Source organism: Vibrio sp. 1731, assembly GCF_033339955.1.
Taxonomy (GTDB): Bacteria; Pseudomonadota; Gammaproteobacteria; order Enterobacterales; family Vibrionaceae; genus Vibrio; species Vibrio alginolyticus.
On the sequence record NZ_JAWOVO010000002.1, the window covers coordinates 151,987 to 171,676 of the forward strand.

Here is a 19,690-nt window from a genome sequence, read left to right on the forward strand (position 1 = left end):
TATTCACTAACAACGTCAGTTGGCTAGGTGACCCTCGGCTTAAGAAGGGTCGAGCAGTATTATGCATTAATCATGCCAAAATGCAAAGACTTATTTTTGGGCACAAGATCTCATATAAGCTGGATTTATTCACGCGCAAATTATCAAAATGCAATTTTATAATGCAAATTGCAATTGCATAATGCAACCAAGATTGATAATTGATAGTAGAGTTAATCATCTCAAAAATGTAAACCAAGCATTAAAAGCTCGTTACGGCGGCATTGTCTCTTGGCGGGTAATAAAGATAGGCAATAGATTGGATATAAAACCAAGTAGTTACAGCACTATTTCATACTTTTTTCATCGCAATGTTTGTATACTCTCTGCCATCGAAACGACTTAGCATTAGAGCAATGAACTACTTAATTACTTTCTTCAAGGGAATCGCCATGGGTGCAGCAGATGTTGTACCTGGTGTATCTGGCGGCACCATCGCGTTTATCACTGGTATTTACGATACGCTGCTTGAAAGCATTCGACGCATTAACCCCTCACTTTTCTCTATCTGGCGAAAAGAAGGGTTTAAAGCCGCGTTTAATCACATCAACGGATTCTTCCTAATCGCTCTGTTTGCCGGCATTTTCACCAGTATTGCAACGCTAGCAAAGTTGATTACTTGGCTTCTTGACACACACCCGATCCCACTTTGGTCATTTTTCTTTGGTCTAATTTTGGTCTCTGTGTATCACATTATTCGTCAGGTTGAGCAACGCGATCTTGTCCGCTTTGTCATTCTGCTCGTTGGTGTCGGGTTTGCTTATAGTATTACTGTGCTCAAACCTTTACACATGGAACCAACGGCCATTAACACCTTATTCGCTGGAGCTATCGCGATTTGTGCGATGATCTTGCCGGGTATCTCTGGCAGTTTTATTTTGCTGCTGATTGGCATGTATGCTCCTGTATTAGCCGCAGTGAAAGGTTTTCAAGTCGATACATTAGCGCTATTTTTGTCTGGCTGCGTGATCGGTTTACTGTCCTTCTCTCACTTATTGTCGTGGTTACTACGCAAGTTCCGTGATTTCACCCTGATGTTTTTGACTGGATTAATGATTGGTACGTTGCCAAAGATTTGGCCATGGAAAGAAACCATCACTTGGCGCACCAATTCGAAGGGCGAACAAGTGCCATTGCTACAGCACAACCTATCACCATTTGAATTTGAACACGTGACATCACAACCTTCTCAGTTAGTACTTGCTGTCGTAATGATGCTTGCAGCCATTGCTCTGGTTTTGGGTCTAGAGAAATTCGCAGATTCAGATAAATAACTTTGGTATCAAACACATACTGAACCAAATAAAAACGGAGCCAATTGGCTCCGTTTTTATCTATTGGCTGAGGGCAAAACATCTCAATTGAAAACTCTGCTGTATTTGATGCAATAAAGTCCGTCGCGTTACTAAGAAGCTGGTCACCGAGGTATAACGCACAATTTACCGAGGTCACGAGTTGGCGAGCGGCGCATCTGTGCTACGATGCTCGTAATGTTAAGTGATAAATGCTGAACCTTAATGAAACTGTTACAAATCGCCGCTGTTTCAGCCGCATTAGTTGCGGGATTTTATGCCCCGACTCTAATAAAAAGCTTTTCTTCTTCCACTCAAAGCAAGTCAATAGATGAATACTGCTTTCTCTCTACAACCTCTTGCGTCCAAGAAAATGTTACGATGACGCTAAACTCAGAAACTGCTCAACCCTTGGTTCCTACCACTCTAAATGTTGAGTGGCATACAAGCGATGCTAAGCAACTCATCCTAAGTCTTTCAGGAAGAGAAATGGAGATGGGTGAGCCTAAGTTTTTGCTGAAGCAAATCGCTCCTGGCCAATATCAAGGTGACATCATTCTCCCGGTTTGCACGGAGGATGCAATGACTTGGGTTGGTGAACTCAGTGATGGAGAGAGTACCGTTTACCCTGCTATAAAAATGCAAAGATAAGGAATCGTTATGAGCCGCAATTGGTCCCTATTTCTCGTAGCTGCTTTCGCACTCGGGTTTGGCGTAAAGAGCTATTTAGATAATCAAAAAACGAAGCCAGAGCAAGTGGACAGTTCCACCTCTCAACAAACGGTATTGTTTGGGGAAAATAACCAAGCCGTCAATATCTTCGATGTGAATGACCCTCGCATCCGAGTCGTCTATTTTGGCTTTACTCGCTGCCCAGACGTTTGCCCAACTTCTCTTGCAATGCTGGCAGGAGCACTGAATCAAATTGACGACGCGCAAAAAGCGCAACTACGCCCGATGTTCATTTCTTTAGACCCAGAGCGTGATGAGGCCGATGCATCAGCAAAATATGCCCATTACTTCCATCCAATGATTGAAGGCCTATCGGCACCACTTGATGTAACGACACCTTTGGCACACAACTATGGTGTCATTTTCCGCAAGACAGAATTGGAAGGCTCGGAACTAAAATACACGCTGGATCATAGCTCTTACTTTTACTTCTTGAAGCCGGATGGCACGTTAATCACTAAAGTACCACATACGCTCTCACCGGCACCGATTGTTGAAGCCATTTCAAAACTAACGACCGAAGACTCTTCAAATGACGGTTAAGTCAGTGCTGAAGCAATTTTTCAATTTCCTAACTCATACCAACCCCAATGTCGAACAAGACGTCGACACGATCATTGACGCCATTGGGGGCATAGAGAACCTGCTAGAAACTGGTGCATGTGCGACTCGGCTGCGTCTTACCCTCAGAGAGACGTCCGTCATCGATAAGAACGCACTCAAAAATCATGGCGCGCATGGCGTCGTGATATTGGATGATCGTCATGTCCAAATCATATACGGCTTAAAAGCCAACACGTATTCGCAAATTGTGGAAGAGCGCATCACAAAACAAAGTTAATATTTTTGCAGTATAGCTACCCTCTTTAAAAAACGGCGGCTATACTCTTTTGGCTTAATTAACTCACTTATTTATTAACCAACGAAGAGGACACAAGATGATTGTATTGAATAACACTAACTGGGCATCGCAAGGGTAACCCTAACAGCACCAACTCTGTGGCATAACCACAACTTCCCCTTCTCTGCCCGGTCTTCACCGGGGTCAACTCTATCCGAATTAGACCCTAATGCGATTTGTATTAAGGCGCTTTGTTGCGTCTGGGATAATTCAATAATGAATCAAACACATACTTTTTGTGACACATTAGTTTCAACTTCAAACCCTCTAAAACAATTGGGTTGGAAACCATTTTTTCAGCAACAACTGACATTAGACGATTACGACAACACTATCTTTGCTCGTGTAATTGCGCATCACCGAAGTGGTTATTTATTGGCAACAGAAACTGGGCAAGTTCATCTTAATGCCCACCATTCTTTACCCAATATGACCGTCGGAGACTGGGTAATCTTAAATGAAGATCAGCAATTTGTTCGCTTACTGGATCGCTTGAGCCTCTTTAGCCGCAAAGCCGCTGGCAGCAAAGTGGCAGAGCAACTCATCGCAGCCAATGTGGATACAGTGTTTATCGTCTGTTCCCTTAACGACGACTTCAATTTAAGTCGTATTGAACGTTATCTTTCCTTGGCTCATGAAGCCGAAGTCGAACCCGTCATCGTGCTTTCCAAAGCCGATTTGTGTGACAATACTGATGAACTAAAAAGCCAAGTACAGAAGCTCGACCCTCTATTAGCTATAGAGACAGTCAACGGCTTAGAAATAGAGAGTGCTTCTAAACTCATGACCTGGTGCAAAGAAGGACAAACCCTCGCTTTTATCGGTTCTTCAGGCGTTGGCAAATCAACTCTTGTTAATGCATTACTCGGGCAACAAGAACAGGCAACTGGGCATATTCGTGAAGACGATAGCAAAGGGCGACATACAACTACATCGCGCTCTATCCATCTATTACCTGATGGCGGCATCTTGATTGATACTCCGGGAATGCGCGAGCTTCAACTAGCAGATTGTGAATCGGGGGTCAGTGAGGCATTTTCTGACATTGAGGCGCTCGCTCAGCGTTGTCGCTTTGGCAATTGTAAGCACCAAACTGAGCCAGGCTGCGCAGTTCAAACTGCGATTGCAAATGGCACACTTGAGGTTCGTCGTTTCAATAACTATCAAAAACTAACGCGAGAACAAGCCTTTAACGGCGCGACTTTGGCAGAGCAACGAGCACAAAGTCGACAATTCGGTAAACTTGCTCGCAATGCCATGAATGATAAGCGCAGGCGCCAACAAAGTTATTAATTTGTTGCGTTTGAGTTGTCAATAAAATCAAAGGAGACGAAAGTCTCCTTTTTAACAACTTTATTAAAAACCATTACTCATAACTAATGATAATTTTCAACATAAAAATCTTATTTAAATAACATTGAGCAAACATTTAATCCAAAAACAAACTAAAACTAGACACAAAATATTACCAAGCTAAGATATGTGATATTCAGCAAGAAAATGGCTGAATTTATAAAAACAGGATAATTGATAATCATGTGTCTTAGTGACCAGAAGCAATGCTCACCCCTTGCAATATAAGGGCATTATCGCCGTGTAATGATGGACTATTGCCCTGCCACTCTGGCATAAAATTGCAGGAATGATGTATGCAACACAACAGCCTCGTTGCCCGATATGCTCGTGGTAACCTCGTCGTCCAGATCCTTGTCGGTATCGTCTTTGGTATTTTGCTCGCGACAATTTCTCCAAGCCATGCCGAAAGCGCGGGATTAATTGGTAGCCTTTTTGTCGGTGCGCTTAAAGCGATCGCGCCAATTCTTGTGTTTATTTTGGTTGCCGCTTCAATTGCAAACCAAAAGAAAAACCAACACACTTACATGCGCCCAATCGTTGTACTGTACCTGATGGGTACATTCTTCGCGGCGCTATCAGCAGTGGTTCTAAGCTTCCTTTTCCCGACCAATTTAACGCTTGTCACCGGCGCTGAAGGTGCAACGCCTCCTCAAGGTATTGCTGAAATTCTACGCACATTGTTGTTTAAACTGGTCGACAACCCAGTAAATGCACTAGTAGAAGCAAACTACATCGGCATTCTTGCTTGGGGTGTGGGTCTGGGTCTTGCACTACACCACGCATCGGCAACAACGAAGGCCGTATTTGAAGATCTAAGCCACAGCGTGTCTCACATTGTGCGCTTTATCATTCGTCTTGCACCATTTGGTATCTTTGGCTTGGTTGCTTCAACGTTTGCGACAACGGGCTTTAGCGCACTAGCAAGCTACGCACACCTTCTGGCGGTTCTTCTTGGCGCAATGATGATCATCGCACTCGTTGTAAACCCAGCGATCGTGTTCGTTAAAACCAAACAAAACCCTTACCCACTTGTATTCCGTTGTCTACGTGAAAGTGGTGTAACTGCGTTCTTCACTCGTTCAAGTGCGGCGAATATTCCAGTAAACATGGCACTATGTGAGAAGCTAAAACTGGACGAGGATACATACTCAGTATCTATCCCTCTAGGTGCGACCATCAACATGGCTGGTGCTGCAATCACTATCACAACACTAACGCTTGCAGCTGTGCACACTATGGGTATCGAAGTTGATCTACTGACTGCGCTACTTCTAAGTATTGTAGCTGCGGTTTCTGCATGCGGCGCATCAGGTGTTGCAGGTGGCTCTCTACTACTTATCCCACTTGCGTGTGGCCTGTTTGGTATCTCAAACGACGTAGCAATGCAGGTTGTAGCGGTTGGCTTCATTATCGGTGTGATTCAAGACTCTGCAGAAACTGCGCTAAACAGCTCAACAGACGTTGTCTTTACGGCAGCAGTTTGTAAATCAGAGCAGCAAAAAGCTCAGTAAGACTGACAGAACAAAGAGAAAGGGGAGCCGATGATGGCTCCCCTTTTTTGTTTAATTGCGCTCAATTACGCGGTGACCAAAGCCACCTCTTCAATTGAGAAATGCTTACTTGGCTCAACAAACTCTTGCTGCGCCGCGATAGTTTGCAGCTCCCATTCGCCTGCATGGTACGTTGCACTTAACACCCCGTAGCATGCGTCATGGCAATGTTGGAAAGCTTGCTTGGGAGACCAGCCTTTTAAGAGTCCCGCGGTAAAGATAGCTGAAATAAGATCGCCCACGCCAACAGGTTGTTTAGCAAACTCAAATTGAGGACGCTTCGCAAGGTAAATACCTTCTTGCGTAGCCAATAGCATGTTAAAGCTGCCATTTTCTAGGCAGTAAAGGTGCTTAACTAGCACCACTTTTGGACCTTTCTCTAGCGCACGTTGGCATGCGGTGATCGCATCGTCTAGTGAGTGGATTTCCATCTCAGCAAATTGACTTAGCTCGAATTGGTTCGGAACGATCACGTCCGCCATTGGCATCAAACGCGTTAGAAGATTTTCAGCAATGCCCGGAGCCACAATGCAGCCTTTGTCTGGCGCGCCCATCACAGGGTCGCAAACATAAAGTGCGTTCGGGTTCACTTGCTTCACTTTCGTCACGGTATCTTCAACAGCAAGGCACTGCTCTGCGCTACCTTGGTAGCCCGTCAATACCGCTTGGCACTTTTCCAGCGCGCCGATGTTACCAAGTCCACGAACTAACTCGCTGATGTCTTCAGCCGCAAACGCTCGCCCAGTCCAGCCTTCTTGATACTGCGTGTGGTTAGAAAATTGAACGGTATGAATCGGCCATACTTCGAAACCCATGCGTTGCATTGGGAAAACGGCACTGCTGTTACCAGCATGACCAAAAGAAACATGAGATTGTATAGAGAGGATACCTTGCATAGTACCTTACCTCTTATTGTAGTTATCGATAGTTCAAAGACAGCGGCAAGCGCCAGTTTTGCGAAACCAGTAGTGTATCCGACAAACCAAGATTCTCTAACTCAATTCTCCTCAATATCTTCAGAGTAAGTTGGCGCGCTGGTTTTCAACACCATCTTCTTAATTTCCATTTTGTCTTTATTCAGTGCGATTTCTAGGGTATCTCCTTCCCTTATCCCGAGCTGAGCCAGGATTACGCTTGGAATGACTACGGCGGTGTCGTCACCGATTTTAACAGGTTGACTTATCATCTTTCGTCCTCCAAATGTCGAAAATGAGTTTTCACGTCATTGGATGTCTAGCCTCAAATACATTAAGCTGACTTGGATTTGGCGTAAATGCCTAAAAGCAAAGAGCCTTCCACACCGCGTTTGGGAAGGCTCTTTCAGTATTATTTTTTAATTTGCTAAAGGCTCATGCTTCGCAGCAATCAGACCGTAAGCACTCCAGCCTAGGAAGGTTACGATAGAGCCCCACATCATCGCTTCGTAGCCGGAGCCGTAAAGCGCATAGAAGCTGTACAGAGAGCCAATCAGAGCGATAACGTTGGTGGTTTTCATCTCACGCTCTGGCACGTGCGCCACTTGCTGCATAATAAAGATTGCGCCCATACATAAGATGTAAGGAATAACGTTTGTTACTACCGCTAGGTTAACCAGTGCTTCGAACTGCTCGTTCAGCGTTGGAGAAATCGTCATTAGAGACAATACTGATTGGATGATAGTAATCGCGATCATACCTTTGATCGGTGTGCCGCGTTTGTCCACTTGAGAGAACAATTTAGGGAAGAAGCCCGCGTCAGAAGACGATTTGAACACTGACGCGATAGTGAATTGCCAACCCAATAGAGAGCCCGCACAAGCCAATACCGCCATACCCGCAACCACTTTACCAGCAGCAGAACCTAGCATCACTGTCCATACGGTTGAGAATGGCGCTGTAGATGCAGCAAGATCAGAGTTTGCAACGATACCAGAACAGATGTTTGTCGATACAATGTAAACCACAGCCGCAATTAGCGTACCGCCTAGCACTGCGATTGGTACGTTCTTCTCTGGATTTTCTACTGCTTCAGAGTTCGCACAAGCTGATTCAAGACCAAGGAATGCCCATAGAGTCATCGCAATAGAAGCACTCACCGCTTCACCAAATGGCAAGCTGTGTGGGTTCCAAGCTTCAATGTACATGGTTGGGTTAAACCAGAACCAACCAACAATACCCAATGAACACACTGGTAGGATTACGCCCCACACGGTGAATGTACCAATTTGACCTGTGATTTTCGCACCACCGAAGTTAGCGAAAGTACAAATCCAAAGAATGGCGATGGTGTACAAACAGGTTTCGACCGGAGATAGGGTCACTTCAAAGAATGCGGAGCCGTAACCCACACAGGTAATCGCGATCGCAATATTCGCAATAAGGAGCGACAAACCGTAAGTCCAGCCCGCCATAAACGCACCCGATTTACCGAATGCGTAAGACGCGTAACCGTTCATACCGCCGTCTCGTTTACTAAAGCGACCACATTTTGCAAACACATAAGCCAACGCCAAAGAGCCCGCCGCCGTGATCAGCCAAGACAACACTGAAATGGTACCCACTTGCGCCAGTTTACTTGGCAGCATGATAATACCGGAGCCAGCCATATTGATGAACGTCAGAATGGTTAACTGCACCACCGACATTTTTTTAGTTTCAGTACTCATAAATTATTCTCCACGAATAAGCGGTTCGCACCGACGCCGGAGCGTGGTGCGAACGGGTAGATTAATCTTTTAGGACATAACAATGTGCGGTAGTGCGACCGTTAATATCTTCAAGGTACACACCTTGAATTTCTGGCGCGAAGCCTGGGAAGCGGTTAATGCCTTCTTCTAGAGATAGGAAGTAATCCACCACCTGTTGAGTCCAGACTTCACCAGTGATCACACAGATAATGCCTGGAGGGTAAGGAAGTGCACCTTCAGCGGCTACGCGGCCCACGGCCTCTTTAAGTGGTAGGTAATTGCATTCACCACGGAAGTATTTGCGTGTTGCTACGTCAGGTTTGTGAACCATTTGTGGGAAGTACTCGCTGCGGAACATCGCTTTTTGTAACTGTTTCACGTTCAGCTCTTTGTACATGTCATGCATTTCCTGACATAGCTGACGGATGGTGTAGCCACGGTAGCGTTCTTTATTCGCTTCGTAGACGCTTGGAAGTACGATACTTAAAGGGGCATCATCACGGATGAATTTTTCGAATCGGTTAATTTGAGCCACAAGGTGACGGATCTTACCCATATCTTCCGCAGGAGTGAGTAGGAACAAGATAGAGTTCAAGTCGCACTTTTCAGGGATGATGCCATTTTCACGAAGGAAGTTCGCTAAAAGCGTTGCAGGAATACCGAAATCTGCGTAGCTGCCATCTTCTGCAATACCTGCTGTGGTTAGTAGCAATTTACATGGGTCAACGAAGTATTGACCTTCACCGTACCCCTCGAATTTGTGCCAGCTTGCGTTTGGCTCAAACATGAAGAATTTCTTGTTCGTTGCTATCACGTCAGTGTCGTAGCTGCCCCAAGGTTGACCTTCGACTTCATCTGGAATGAACGGACGAATCAATTCACAACTCTTAAGGATTTCTTTACGCGCTTCGATACCTGTCTTAACCGCATCGCGCCATAAACGCAGACCTGCTTCGCCGTCGTGGATCTTCGCGTTCACATCAAGCGCAGAGAACAGTGCGTAGAATGGTGAAGTCGATGCATGCATCATAAACGCGTTGTTAAAACGTTTGTGGTTACAGTAACGAGATTGACCTTTGATATGGCGGTCTTTCTTGTGGATTTGCGATGTTTGAGAGAAGCCAGCTTGTTGTTTGTGAACAGACTGAGTCACGATCACACCTGCGTCTTCTGGTTTCAAATCCAGCAGCAGTGGTGAACAGTCTTTCATCATAGGGATGAACTGCTCGTAACCAACCCACGCAGAGTCAAACAGGATGTAGTCACAAAGATGACCGATCTTATCCATCACGTAACGAGCGTTGTAGATAGTACCGTCGTAAGTACCAAGCTGGATAATAGCAAGACGGAAAGGACGTTCATCGCGTGCACGTTCTGGGTCCACTTTCGCGATTTGAGCACGAATGTATTCTTCATCGAAACAGTGTTCATCCATACCACCGATAAAGCCCCAAGGGTTACGCGCCGTTTCTAAGTAAACTGGCATACCACCCGCTTGGATTAACGCACCGTGGTGGTTCGATTTGTGGTTGTTACGGTCGAACAGTACCAAATCACCTTCAGTTACCAGCGCGTTACACACTACTTTGTTTGAAGCAGAAGTGCCGTTAAGTACGAAGTAAGTTTTGTCCGCGTTAAATACTTTTGCAGCGTGCGCTTGCGCTTGGTGTGCAGAACCTTCGTGGATCAGCAAGTCACCTAAATCCACGTCCGCGTTACACAAGTCACTACGGAACAGGTTTTCGCCAAAGAAATCGTAGAACTGTTTACCAGCTGGGTGTTTTTTGAAGAACTGACCACCTTGGTGTCCCGGACAGTCAAACGCTGAGTTACCCATCTCAACATAGTGCGTTAATTGCTTGAAGAAAGGAGGAAGAAGACGACATTCGTACTTGGTTACTGCCTCATTGATTTGACGACAGTAGTACTCAATAGATTGTCTTTCTAAATCGATAACGCCAGTTAGCCAAACGTAATCTTCTGCCGAAACTGGGTTTTCATCCGTTACTAAGAAAACTGGAATACCGTAACCCGTTTCAGAAATCATTTTATGCAGACCTGCTTTAATGTCTGCTGAAGTAATAATAGCCGCACCAACGTCGGTTAATTCAACTTGCTCTAAAGGTTGTAAATGACGATTAAATTGTTCATCTAAAGATTCAGCTAATAAACTGAAGTCTTCTGGCATGTAATTACTAACACCTATAATTAAACGTTTCATTTGGAATATCTCTTTTTTGTTCTTTAAAATTGACAGGTACAGATATTACAAACGAAAACGATATTTAAAATTCAAAAAACAAATTTCGTGATTAAATTTTCATATTTAAAAGTCTTATTTTCTCGAATTAAAATTTCGCGATCTTCATCACTTTCCAATTGATAGCCCAATGATATTGAAACCAGGCTTAAAAGGAAAAATAATTAAAAATTGTGTGACCACAGCCATTGTTGTTAGAAATAAAATGTCAAGAAAATAATTTTTTGAGATTTCCATCACTATATAATTATTAGGACTATATTATTAGGAATGATAAATATTTTAATTTTAACTAAATTTAAACACATAATAAAAAAGCCATCAACACATGTATTGATGGCTTTTTACTTTAGGTGCAAAGGAAACACAATTCAATTAAATAAATGACTATCTAGTTTGACTCCATCATTCGACCATTGCTGATAACGTTTTACAGACATGCCTGACGAGTACATAGTGTGTTTACAATCCATGCACTCGACAAAATACAAGCCACTCATGCCAGCCATAACGTGCAGTCTACGGCTATCGCAACGCTTACAGGACAAGCGTTTTACTTTGGTATTGACGTCAATACGACGAGCAAAGTTTAACGTTTCATGAGAACATAAAGCCTCAACAGCACTATCTTTAAATGGATGTTCACTCAACAAGTAATTAATGGCGTAATCATACACCGGGGGGATTGAAGGTTTTCCACTTTCAATATTACTTATTTTAGCGACGGAAACACCTAATAAAGAAGCGAACTCAGCCTTACTGTACTCTAAGATAAACCTTGAAGAGATAAATTTATCTGCACTAATGATTCTCAACATACACAAATCTCTAATATAAATAAAAACAGAGATAAAAATTATCTCTATTTATTATGAAACATGTAATGAAAAAGTTACTTCCTAGTGTAATTCTGCATATTAACTATGCTATTTTATTTTTACGTTATCTTGCGCCTAATTAATCATAAAATCAATAATCGACACCTAAATATAAAAGAACAATTTAAGATTTATAATACATTTTTTAATTTACATTATTAGATAAAGTAATGAGTGCTATTCACCTATAAATCGGGGCATCAAGTATTGCTCTTCAATCATTATTACTACCAATTGAAAAGGCTTGATCTAAGCCCAATAGCGGAAGTAAATAAAGAGGGAAAAACCTCTTTTTTAAGGTAAACAGATCCCATCTTAGTTAAGTACTAAAAATATGTTGAAAAATCGCATAAATAGTATGCACATCAGTAAAATGACTGCTTAAGTAAGTTTACATTCTGTTGTCGTGACTGATAGAGATACTGGCAAAAGAGCAAAAGAAAAGCCTCACTCTTGAGGCTTCTGGATAAGATAGGTTATGGTTGAAGGAAGTTTTGAGTGAAATCGAGCGCCTCTTTAGAAAGTTTTTTTTCGTTGGGCGATGTGCTTGCCTGGTCTTCTGCTGTTACCGTTGTCATGTTAGGCTGAAAATCTAGTGTTGATGCCTCCTCCCAAGCTTCGGAGGCGTCTTTATTCTCATCATTCAACACCGCATTGAGCTCCTCTTCCGCAGGAAAATACGCTTCGCGTTTGTACACTTTGTTAAGGGCTCGAATAATAGAGTGCTTTCTCACCATTCCTGAGGCCAGCTTTCTTTGCAACGGCTTCGCTATGGACTGCAATCCAACGACAACATCAACACCAATATTGGTTGCCACTTCATCACGTAACGTACGCGCAGGTTGGTAGCCCATATTGGCAGCAAGAAACAGCCAAACGTAAGCAATTGCATTACCCGTTTTACCTTTATCCTTCCACGCTTCGCCAGCATGATACATCGCTTTAGCACTGCCACCTTCCGCGGCCCGTTCCAGCCAGTAGCAACCTTTAACCATGCTTTTTTCTGTACCAATGCCATTTAGGTAACATAAGCCGACTTGGATCTTGCCATCTGCACTGTCTTTTTCCGCCGCTTTCATAAACCAGTAAAGCGCATCTGCACTGCGTCCTGCACTATTGTCTGGTGAAAGCTGCCATTCCCCCATATAAATCATGGCATCAATGCAGCCTTCTTCGGCGGCAGTTTCAATCAGTTGGTTACCTTTTGGGATATTTTTTTCAGTTCCTCGACCAAAGACCAAGGCCTTGCCCGTCGAAAATTTCGCTTCGGTATCCCCTTCCATTCCCGCAATTGCGGTACGCCAGAAGTTTGCCTGCTCTTTTAAAATCACATCTTCGCGCATGCGTTCACTTAAGCGAACAATGCCGTACATCCCCGTCACATTGTCCAGTTTAGCGGCTTTATCATACCAATACAGCGCTTGACGAATGTTGTCCTTTTCGGCTTCTTTCGCTAGAAATAAAATGGTGGGAATATGCCCGGTTTCTGCTTTGAACTCTCGCTCTTTACGCTCTTGCTCTCGCGCTTTATGCATCGCCTTTCGATAAGCGGCTTCGCGAGCTTTCCTCTCTGCCTCGAGTCTCTGTTTCCGCATCGACAACGAGATCATCCACACAAATATCAGGACGAGTGAAAGGCCAGTTGCCGCAATGGCAATGCCCATACTACTCATAAATAGCCTCTTTTGGTTTCAGGGCCCAATTTAACTCCCTTTCAGGGAAATCTTATGATTACGCGCCGACATAACGCCGACTACCTTCATTATATAACGACCACTTAGCGAAAATCTGAAGCTTGCGAAGACTTAATGGCGGTATTTTATTCAACATCACTGCAACTTATTTTTAAAAGAAAAATATAGCCCTCATTTTTATAGAACTTAATCACGGTTTTGGGGCTGAGACATTCTCATCCCCTATCATCCCCCCTTACTCATCCCATAAAAATTTACATTTTAATGATGTGCAGAATCTCTCACTATGCGCCTGTTTTATTATTTAATTTGTGAACAAAATCGACTGTGACAGAAAATTTGCACCTGTAAAAAACTTAACAGCCTGCTCTCACATTTTGCTGATGATTCAGTGTATTAGCATCTAATTGAACATTTCCTTTTTTGGCATCTGCCTTTCTAGCGTGTGCAAAACCTTCTTGATGATTGAGTCAGCGAAGGCAGCGCGCAGCTCAATATCAATTCAATAACAATGGATTTGTAAACGTGGACAATAAGACATTTAAATTATCAACAATTGCCAAAACCGTACTGCCTTTGATTTCCGTCGCGGTAATCAGCGGTTGTGGTAGTGATAGCACGAACGAAGATACGACGAACCCTGGCTCAGGCTTGTACCCTGCGGGAGAGAACGAAGTCGTCATTTATTACAAACGTGATGTAGCATCAGCTTCAACAGCAAGCGACTACGAAGGTTGGGGCTTGCACCTATGGAACGGTGAGGGCTGTACCAGCACAGATTTAGACGCAATGGGCATTCCGGGAACAGGAACGGATTGGTCTGCGCCACACCCATTCGATGGCATCAACGACACCTACGGTGCTTACTACGTACTGAAAATAAACCCAGATGCCTCTGACCCACACGAATGCATGAACTTCATTCTGCACAAGGGTGATGAGAAAGCGTTCGGCAGCGCAAACTCAAAAGTAGAGTTGACGAAAATCGGCGAATCGAAAGGTTTGTTTGGCTTCCACGGCAGCAGTGAACTTTACTACGAGCCAATAGAAGAGCGCCCTGTTGATATTGATGGTCAAAAAGCCCATTGGTTAGACGCCAACACCATTGCATGGGAAGCGGCGACCAGTGCGGATTCCATGAAGCTGTTCTACAGCCTTAGCAATGACATCAAAATGGATGAAGATAAGCAAATCTCTGGCGGTACAGCGGTTGAGCTGACAAAAGCTGGTGAGTTGTCTGATGGTCTGAAATCACGCTTCCGTCACCTTGCTAGCCTTCAAGCTGCGGGTATCGATGTCGATGACGCGACCTTGCGTACGATCCTGAAGTCACAAATCGTTATGGTGGCTTACAACGCAAATGGTGACGTCATTTCTGCAACTGAAGTGCAAAAACCGGGCGTTTTGGATGCGGTGTTTGCCGATTCCAAGGCAGGTAACGCGATCGGTCAAGAACTCGGTGCGATTGTGGAAGGCGGTGCCGCAACCTTCAAACTATGGGCACCAACTGCCCAAGATGTTGATCTGATAATCTACGATGAAAACTTAGCAGAAGAAGCGACCGTTGCCATGACGGAAGACCCAGCAACAGGTATCTGGGTTTCTGAGGCACAAAGCAACGTTGTCAACAAATATTATCGCTACCAAGTTAAGGTATACCACCCAACAACTGGCGTCGTTGAAACGCGTTTGGTAACAGACCCATATTCAATGAGCTTGTCTAAGAACTCACGATACTCGCAAGTGGTTGATTTAGATGATCCAAGCTTAATGCCTCAAGATTGGAAAAACTACGCACGCCCAACGGTTAAAAAAGACGAAGACCACGTCCTTTACGAGTCACACATTCGTGATTTCAGCTTTAACGACAGCAAAGGCACACCAAGTCTTGATGGCAAATATCTGGCGCTTACAGAACCTGAGCGTGAGTCTGTATCTCACTTACAAGCTTTAAAAGATGCTGGCCTAACAACGCTACATATCCTGCCTGCGTTTGATATTGCAACCGTGGATGAAGACGCTGACAAGCGAGTCGATATCACCGACACCGTGGGTAAACTTTGTGGCATCAAGCCAGAAGCCTCCATTTGTGAGACCGAAGATGACGGCAAAGTAATTGAAGAGGTATTAAATAGCTACGACCCAACAACGGGCAAAGCACAAGCGTTGATGAACGATCTTCGCATGCTAGACAGCTTCAACTGGGGTTATGACCCTTACCACTACACCGTGCCAGAAGGCAGTTATGCGACCGTTCCTAACGGGTCTAAGCGTATTCTTGAGTTCCGCGAAATGGTTCAAGCGACGCATAAAATGGATCTGAAACTGGTCATGGACGTCGTGTACAACCACACAAATGCATCTGGTGTGAACGAAAAATCAGTACTGGATAAGATTGTCCCTGGGTACTACCACCGCCTAAACGTCAACACTGGCGGCGTCGAAAACTCAACCTGTTGTGATAACACCGCAACCGAGAACTTGATGATGGGTAAACTAATGGTTGACTCATTGATGGTATGGGCGGATGACTATAAAGTCGATGGTTTCCGTTTTGACCTTATGGGCCACCAGCCGAAAGATGTGATGGTTTACGCACTTGAAAAAGTCCGTGAAATTGACCCGAATACCTTGTTCTACGGCGAAGGTTGGGACTTTGGTGAAGTCGCGCAAAACGCTCGCTTCGATCAGGCGACACAAGTCAACATGGCGGGGACAGAAATCGGTACTTTCTCTGATCGTCTGCGTGACGCAGTTCGTGGCGGAAGCCCGTTTGATGGCGGTGTAGATTCTGAAGGTAAGCACCCACTTCGCTTTAACCAAGGCTTTGGTAACGCCGCTTATCCTAACGAAGAAACCAAAACTGACGCAGAGTCGGTGAATGGTCGTTTACACAACCAAGATCTGGTTCGTCTAGGTATGGCTGGTAACTTGGCTGATTACATCCTTCTTGATTACAAAGGCGAAACCAAACTGGGTAAGAACGTTGATTACAATGGTGCGCCTGCAGGCTACACAAAAGTGCCATCAGAGAACATCTCTTACGTGTCTAAGCACGACAACCAAACATTGTGGGATAACAACGCCTACAAGATTGCGACAGGCACTTCATCTGCCGAGCGTGCACGTATGCAGTCTGTGTCCCTATCAACGGTGATGCTTGGTCAAGGCATTCCATTTATCCACATGGGTTCTGAGCTATTGCGCTCTAAATCTATGCAGCGCGACTCGTACGATTCTGGTGACTGGTTCAACCGTGTATTCTTCGACGGAAGCGACAATAACTGGAACGTTGGTCTACCACGTGAAGACAAAGACGGTGCAAACTGGGAGCTGATCAAAACCATCGTTGGTGACAGCACGGCGAAACCAGATTCAACCGACATCGAGCTGACTAAGCAACAATTCCTAGAGCTACTAAAAATCCGTAGCACAAGCGAACTGTTCCGCCTAGATACCGCGCAAGAAGTGATGAACCGTGTGGACTTCCGCAACGTAGGGAAAGACCAAGTGGAAGGCTTGATTGTGATGTCTATCGACGATGGTACATCAGCGGGTGCCGATTTAGATTCGAACTACGATGCTGTCGTGGCCGTTGTGAACTCAACATCAACTGAGAAATCTTTCAAAGTTGCTGGCGCAACTGGTTTCGAACTGCATGAAGTTCAACAAAACTCTGCGGATGACATCGTCAAAGGTGCAAGCTTCACCAATGAAACGTTCACAGTACCAGCACTGACAACAGCGGTATTCGTGCAGCCACAAAACGGCGCACAAGGTGCTGGCCTACCAGTAAACACGGATAACAAAGACGTATCGAGCATTCCTCCTTACGGCGAAACCGTTGTTTACGTGAAAGGCACGATGAACGAGTGGTCTGATAGCAGTGATTGGGCGATGACCTTTATTGGCAACGGTATGTACTCTGTAACTGGCGTTCTTGAAGCTGGTGAACACGAGTTCAAATTCGCGGACTCTGGTTGGGCAAATCCAAACATCGGTTGTGATGCTGCGAATATAGCTTCTGGTTCACTAGACTTAGGTTCAGAAGGTAACTGTAAGCTGTCTGTTGCTGAAACAGGTAAGTACAACTTCACTCTGAACGCGCTGCATGTTCAAGATGAAAGCGTAGAAAAACCGGTCGTGTCAGTGACCAAATCAGCAGATGCACCAACATTCGGTGAAACAGCACTTTACTTACGTGGCACTATCACTACATGGGATGCTCCAGCACAAGACTCAACAGCGAAGTTCAGCTATGTTGCAAATGACGTTTATTCGCTAGACATTGACCTAGCGGCGGGCAACTACGAAATGAAAGTTGCGAGCGCAGACTGGGCAGCAGACACCAACTTCGGTGGCGAAGGCAGTGTTGAGCTTGGTAAAGCGCTAACGATGGAAGTCGGTGGCGGTAGTGCAAACCTGAAAATTGCGATTGCAGAAGCAGGAAATTACAACTTCCACTTCAACGCGGCTGACAAGTCGGCGCCAATCGTGACGGTAACGAAAAACTAATTTCATTTAAAAACATCCGTAATGAAAAAGGGGAAGCATCACGCTTCCCCTTTGTTTTGTTGGCGTCACTAAATGGTGGATACCAAAATCAAAAAGGTGTTAGTTTCCCCAAATCTGTTCAACAAACTCAGGATGATCAATGAATGGATTACGATTGCCCTGAAAATCAAACACTTGTTGATTCCGATTTCGTTCTTTTTCACTAACGGGATCATTTTTGTGCCAACGTTTCAGCATGTTTAACATCCAAGGTTCAAAAACCGTTGAACTTGAACCATCAAGGACAGCATCCGCATTGCTTGAATTGCCTTCCCAGTTACCTACAACATTTTCATAGCGGGTTGCCATGTAGAAATAAGCACGGGCGAAGTCGCCCTTAAACTCATCAATCGGCTCAAACACCGTACCGGAGTAGCCCAGATTAGTGCTTGCTTGGCCAAGTTTAGAGCCATTACTAGACACGTAGGTCGCGGTGCCCACTTCACCAAATGGCCAATTACTGCGCTTCGCGTTTACATAACCATCAGTTGCAAACAAGTGATGACCGTCTGAGTTCATCGGCTCAACCTTACCGCCAAACCAGCTATTCGGAAAAGAGTGCTCACGGTTGTAGCAATCCCCTTCCGTTTTGTATTGGCCACATTGGTCTGTGACTTTGGTAAAGCTTACTGTATCGCTAGCAGATGGCTTTTCAGAGTACATATCGAGAATAGAGCCATCATTTTCATAATAACGATCAATATCGGCATCTTTTACCAAGGTCCACACCGCAGAATAACCTCGGCTAGAGTGATTATTGATAATGTTAAACAACGCTGTTTTTAGAGCGTATCCCGTCTTACCAGATGCCGCTTGATAGTAACCATCAACCACTGGTGGGGTCGTCGTTGTGTCACCTAAGTTAAAATCGGTGGTTTCACTTTTCGAGAATTCAGCGCCAGAAGCAAGAGTCTTATCTCCCACCTTCAACGCGTAAGACCCCGAACCATTGCCACAGCAAATGCCGTCGCCATAGCTGTCTTGAATCGTAAATTGGTAGTTACCATCGGCCAAACACATGGTCTTATCTACAGAGGTTGACGACTCATACCCCTGACCAGAGAAAAGCACTTGCGCTTGGCTATTTTTCAACTCCCAGCTAGTTTCTGAGCCATAGTTGTCCGTCGTGAGTGTAAGAACCACCTCATGATCACTACAATTTTCTACAGGAGGTTGTGTACTTGTCTCGGTCGGTTGAAAATTATCGACGTAGACAACTTCTGAGCCATCAAAACTGGCTTCATCGTAAAAACGCAAACCGACGTTGATGGTCTTGTTCGAGCTCGCTGTGTAGTTGTGCGCGAGCTCTTGCCACTGGTTTATCTGTTGTGGGTTCGAGTAATTGTGATAACCATCAACCACCAGACGTGCTTTTACATTTCCTTCGGTATGATAAACCGAGACAGAAAACGGATAGGTTTTCCCTTGCTCCACATTAATGGTTTGCAAAAAGTCGGTGTTGCTTTGGGTACCTGTATTCACGACGACCTGGGCAGCCAGACCACCCGATTTGATTTGCTCGCTGCTTGGCGACACTGTAATGCCCGCGTCAATCTCTGACCACTGCGTAGGTACATTGCCATTCCACTGCTCAAAGTCACCGTTGATAATTTGGCTATATGCAAACGGAGAGCTAACAGCAGCAAGGAGACAGAGGGAGTTTGTTATGGATTTCATTATACTTTTCCATTAGTTATATAAATCCCAAACACGATAAACATATTAGTGGGGCATAAGTAATCCTTCAATCACATTTTTACGTTGCACAA

At 44.7% G+C, this 19,690-nt stretch carries 14 protein-coding genes; 7 read left to right on the forward strand and 7 right to left on the reverse strand.

Features of this window, described 5'->3' with window-relative positions; genetic code table 11:
* Positions 1–395 precede the first annotated feature (395 nt).
* The 6 genes from R7035_RS03450 to sstT all read left to right on the forward strand — a co-directional run bounded on the left by R7035_RS03450 (position 396) and on the right by sstT (position 5,831).
* A complete protein-coding gene (locus tag R7035_RS03450) occupies positions 396–1,313 on the forward strand; it encodes a DUF368 domain-containing protein (protein WP_017820124.1) in 918 nt (305 codons plus the stop codon).
* 243 nt (positions 1,314–1,556) lie between these two features.
* Positions 1,557–1,982, forward strand: coding sequence for a hypothetical protein (locus R7035_RS03455; RefSeq protein ID WP_031778871.1), 426 nt, complete (start codon positions 1,557–1,559; stop codon positions 1,980–1,982).
* Positions 1,983–1,991: 9 nt separating this feature from the next.
* The gene (locus R7035_RS03460) at positions 1,992–2,606 is read left to right on the forward strand and encodes an SCO family protein (protein ID WP_005374827.1); all 615 of its coding nucleotides are present in this window, start codon (positions 1,992–1,994) and stop codon (positions 2,604–2,606) included.
* The gene (locus tag R7035_RS03465; RefSeq protein WP_005374825.1) at positions 2,596–2,904 is read left to right on the forward strand and encodes a glucose PTS transporter subunit EIIB; all 309 of its coding nucleotides are present in this window, start codon (positions 2,596–2,598) and stop codon (positions 2,902–2,904) included. Before R7035_RS03460 ends, R7035_RS03465 begins: the two co-directional genes overlap by 11 nt.
* A gap of 276 nt (positions 2,905–3,180) precedes the next feature.
* Positions 3,181–4,257 (forward strand): ribosome small subunit-dependent GTPase A, encoded by a 1,077-nt coding sequence (gene rsgA, locus R7035_RS03470; RefSeq protein ID WP_005374823.1) that lies wholly within the window; start codon positions 3,181–3,183, stop codon positions 4,255–4,257.
* A 356-nt stretch (positions 4,258–4,613) separates the two neighbouring features.
* On the forward strand, positions 4,614–5,831 hold the full coding sequence (gene sstT, locus R7035_RS03475) for a serine/threonine transporter SstT (RefSeq protein ID WP_005374821.1): 1,218 nt from the start codon (positions 4,614–4,616) through the stop codon (positions 5,829–5,831).
* 65 nt (positions 5,832–5,896) lie between these two features.
* Here sstT and pdxY read toward each other — a convergent pair whose 3' ends face one another.
* The 6 genes from pdxY to R7035_RS03505 form a co-directional block, all read right to left on the reverse strand.
* A complete protein-coding gene (gene pdxY / locus R7035_RS03480) occupies positions 5,897–6,766 on the reverse strand; it encodes a pyridoxal kinase PdxY (RefSeq protein ID WP_213916985.1) in 870 nt (289 codons plus the stop codon).
* 101 nt (positions 6,767–6,867) lie between these two features.
* The gene (locus tag R7035_RS03485; protein WP_017634469.1) at positions 6,868–7,056 is read right to left on the reverse strand and encodes an AbrB/MazE/SpoVT family DNA-binding domain-containing protein; all 189 of its coding nucleotides are present in this window, start codon (positions 7,054–7,056) and stop codon (positions 6,868–6,870) included.
* Between the two features lie 147 nt (positions 7,057–7,203).
* Positions 7,204–8,514: a putrescine-ornithine antiporter gene (gene potE / locus R7035_RS03490; RefSeq protein WP_132936246.1), complete on the reverse strand. Its 1,311-nt coding sequence runs from the start codon at positions 8,512–8,514 to the stop codon at positions 7,204–7,206.
* 61 nt (positions 8,515–8,575) lie between these two features.
* On the reverse strand, positions 8,576–10,756 hold the full coding sequence (speF, locus tag R7035_RS03495; protein WP_132936245.1) for an ornithine decarboxylase SpeF: 2,181 nt from the start codon (positions 10,754–10,756) through the stop codon (positions 8,576–8,578).
* Positions 10,757–11,166: 410 nt separating this feature from the next.
* Positions 11,167–11,613 carry a helix-turn-helix domain-containing protein gene (locus R7035_RS03500; RefSeq protein ID WP_262651659.1) on the reverse strand — a complete coding sequence of 149 codons (447 nt, stop codon included), beginning with the start codon at positions 11,611–11,613 and terminating at the stop codon, positions 11,167–11,169.
* Positions 11,614–12,149: 536 nt separating this feature from the next.
* Positions 12,150–13,346, reverse strand: a complete 1,197-nt coding sequence (locus tag R7035_RS03505) for a tetratricopeptide repeat protein (protein WP_132936243.1) — start codon at positions 13,344–13,346, stop codon at positions 12,150–12,152.
* Between the two features lie 546 nt (positions 13,347–13,892).
* Here R7035_RS03505 and pulA point away from each other — a divergent pair.
* On the forward strand, positions 13,893–17,882 hold the full coding sequence (gene pulA / locus R7035_RS03510) for a pullulanase-type alpha-1,6-glucosidase (protein WP_132936242.1): 3,990 nt from the start codon (positions 13,893–13,895) through the stop codon (positions 17,880–17,882).
* 99 nt (positions 17,883–17,981) lie between these two features.
* On the opposite strand, the gene R7035_RS03515 is transcribed toward pulA, so the two are convergent.
* Positions 17,982–19,598 carry an endonuclease gene (locus R7035_RS03515; RefSeq protein ID WP_262651655.1) on the reverse strand — a complete coding sequence of 539 codons (1,617 nt, stop codon included), beginning with the start codon at positions 19,596–19,598 and terminating at the stop codon, positions 17,982–17,984.
* Positions 19,599–19,690 lie beyond the last annotated feature (92 nt).